The organism is Actinoplanes cyaneus (assembly GCF_016862095.1).
Lineage (GTDB): Bacteria > Actinomycetota > Actinomycetes > Mycobacteriales > Micromonosporaceae > Actinoplanes > Actinoplanes cyaneus.
The window spans coordinates 1-2,724 of sequence record NZ_BOMH01000138.1 but is presented as its reverse complement, the minus strand read 5'-3'; the positions used below and the strand labels follow the sequence as shown (position 1 = coordinate 2,724).

Here is a 2,724-nt window from a genome sequence, read left to right as displayed (position 1 = left end):
TGGTTGACCGCCGTGCCCCGCACGACGGCCAGGACCCGGCGGCCGGCGGCGCGGGCGGTCGAGAGCCGCTCCACCAGGAACACGCCGGCGCCCTCACCCCAGGCGGTGCCGTCGGCCCCGGCGCCGAACGCCTTGATCCGCCCGTCCGCGGCCAGACCGCGCTGCTGGCTGAAGTCGAGGAACGCGGTCGGGGTCGACATCACCGTCACGCCGCCGACCAGCGCCATCGAGCACTCGCCGGAGCGCAGCGCCTGGCCGGCCAGGTGCAGCGCCACCAGCGACGACGAGCACGCCGTGTCGACGGTGACCGCGGGCCCCTCGAGACCGAAGGTGTACGAGACGCGGCCCGACAGGACGCTGGCCGCGTTGCCGGTGCCGATGTGCCCGGCCGAGGCGGCCACGTCGTCCTGCCCCTCGTCGAGCAGCGCCACGTAGTCCTGGCCGTTGGTGCCGGCGAACACGCCGATCCGCTCGCCGCGCAGCGACAGCGGGTCCAGGCCGGCCCGCTCGAACGCCTCCCACGAGGTCTCCAGCAGCAGCCGCTGCTGCGGGTCCATGGCGAGCGCCTCGCGCGGCGAGATGCCGAACAGCGCCGCGTCGAAATTGGTCGCGCCGGCCACGAAGCCGCCCTCGCGGGCGTAGGTCGTGCCGGGGTGCTCCGGGTCCGGGTGGTAGATCGCGTCGAGGTCCCAGCCGCGGTCGGCCGGGAAGGCGCCGATCGCGTCGGTGCCGGACGCGAGCAGCTCCCACAGCGCCTCGGGCGTGTCCGCACCTCCGGGAAGACGGCAGGCCATGCCCACGATGACGAGCGGATCGCCGGTGGTGACGGCGACCGGTACGTCCGGGGTCGCCGCGGGCAGCGTGCCCACGAGCCGATCGAGCAGGTACGCGGTCAGCCGTTCCGCGTCCGGATAGTCGAAGGCCAGCGTGGCCGGCAGGGTCAGCCCGGTCGCCGCGACCACCCGGTTGCGCAGCTCCATGGCGGTCAGCGAGTCGAACCCGAGCTCCTGGAACGAGCGCCCGGCCGGCACCGCGTCGGCCGAGCGGTGACCGAGCACGGCGGCCGTGAGCCCACGCACCTCGGACAGCACCGTCCGATGCGCCTCCGCGACGGGCAGCTCGGCCAGCCGCACGGCGAGCGGCAGCCGCCCCTCGACGGTCACCTCCCGGCCCCGCGCCAGTACCTGCGGCAGGTCGGCGAGGATGGCAGCGGGCCGGACCGCTCCCAGCTCGGCGGCGAACCGGTCCCAGCGGACGTCCGCGACGACCACCGAGGGTTCGCCACCGGCGACGGCATCGGCCAGCGCGGCGAGCGCGTCGGCCGGCTGGAGCAGGGCGAGTCCGGTCCGGCGGAACTGCGCCGACGCGGCGTGCCCGGCCATCATGCCGGCGTCCGCCCACGGCCCCCAGGCGATCGAGGTGGCGGGCAGCCCGAGGGTGGCCCGGTGCTCGGCCAGGGCGTCGAGGGCGGCGTTGGCGGCGGCGTAGTTCGCCTGGCCCGGGTTGCCGAAGACCCCCGCGGTCGAGGAGAACAGCACGAACGCGGTCAGCGGCCGGGCCATGGTCAGCTCGTGCAGCAGTCGCGCGGCGTCCGCCTTGCCGGCCAGCACGGTGTCGAGGCGAGCGGCGTCGAGCCCGCTGATCAGGCCGTCGTCCAGGACACCGGCGGCGTGCACGACGGCCAGCTCCGGCTCGTCGTCGAACTCGCGGATCAGGGCGGTGACGGCGGCCCGGTCGGTGAGGTCGCACGTACGGACCTCGGCGCCCGGGATGTCGGTGGTGCCGCCGTGCCGGGAGACCAGCACGATCCGGGACGCGCCGTTCGCCGACGCCCAGCGGGCGACCTGCCGGCCCAGCCCGCCGGTGCCACCGGTGATCAGAAGTGTCCCGCTCGGCTGCCACGGCCGGCCGGACCGCGAGGGCGCGGGGGTGAGGCGCCGAACCAGGACGCCCGCTCCCCGGACCGCGATCTCGGACTCGTCGCCGAGCCCGCCCGCCAGGATTGCGGCAAGACGGATGGTGGACCGGGCATCGGGGCGCTCCGGCACCTCGATCAGGCCACCCCATCGGTCCGGGTGCTCCAGCGCCGCGACACGGCCGAGCCCCCAGATCTTGGCGTTCTCCGGATCGGTCGTGTCGCCGGTGAGCAGCCAGAGCGGGGCGTCGATCCCCGCCTGGACCAGGGTGAGCGCCTCGTGCACGCCGGCCGGGCGAGCGACCACACCGCTGATCGGCTCGGTGAGCTCCGGCAGATCGGCCAGGCTGTCCAGGCGGATGACGGTGGCGCCGGGCAGGTCCACGTCGGTGCCGACCGCCAGCCACGTGCCGGTCGGTGTGCCGGGGGTGGGGCCGGCCACCGGTTTCCAGGTGACGCGGTAGCGCCAGCCGGCGATCCGTGACCGTTCATGACCTCGGGCCCGCCACGTCGACAGCGCCGGCAGCACCGTGGCCACCGCCTCCTGGTCGACGCCGAGCTCCGCGGCCAGACTCGGGAGATCACCCAGCTCGACCGCGTCCCAGAAGCCGTCCTCACCGGTCGCGGACGGGTTCGCGGGCAGCAGCCAGTAGTGCTCGCGCTGGAACGGATAGGTGGCCAGGCCGGCCGGTTTCACCCCCGGGAAGAGCGAGGACCACTTGACCGGTACGCCGTTGGCCCACAGCCGGGCCAGGGCGCTCAAGGTCGTCGTGACCTCGTCCCGGTCCCGCCGCAGCAGCGGCACCGCA

1 protein-coding gene is annotated in these 2,724 nt (G+C 75.2%); it reads right to left on the bottom strand.

The genetic code is table 11. The features are described 5' to 3' along the window. On the bottom strand, window positions 1-2,724 hold a 2,724-nt coding region (locus Acy02nite_RS45990), incomplete at both ends, for an SDR family NAD(P)-dependent oxidoreductase (protein ID WP_203756668.1).